The 505-nt window shown below is 58.8% G+C and carries 1 pseudogene; it reads right to left on the bottom strand.

Going from position 1 to position 505, the window contains the following annotated elements:
* A pseudogene (locus AC1D0P_RS28410) lies at window positions 1-505 on the bottom strand (hypothetical protein); the annotation flags it as partial.

The raw sequence follows: 505 nt of genomic DNA, 5'->3' as shown, positions 1-505 counted from the left end.
CTCCGCACCAGTACCAACGCTGGATTTTATCCCGGTTGCCTTCGAGCTCCCAGGCGTCGCCGATATCCGCTAGGATCGCTGCAAGCGGAATAATCTGCGTCTGGTAGGGCAGATCGAAAAGGCGATAGACGCGCTGGGTGAAGAGGAACTTCGCGGCCTTGAGGAAACCTTGCTCAGCCAATTCCTGGTATTTCTTGTAGCCGCTGAGCGGAAGGTTCAGGAGGGCCTCGCGCTTCCCGGTAACCTGAGGAAGCTCCTTGCCTTCTCTGCCGGCCGCCTCCGCGGCGCGCCGAAGATCGCGTGTGTGGAACAGCGAGATGACATGAAGAAAATCTGTATTGGCGACATTGGCGAGGATGCCCTTTTCGGCATCCGCCAGCTTTTGAGCGTTGACGAGACGTCCATGCCGCCCCTTCTTGTCCCGGCCCTCGCCATACCAGTCCTTGCGCAGTTCATGACCGTCGGCTGCGTAGATGGCGGTGACGAGCTCGAAAGCATCTAAAGG

It is taken from the genome of Polaromonas sp. P1_G2 (genome assembly GCF_056405515.1).
This window is presented reverse-complemented; position numbering and strand designations above follow the sequence as displayed.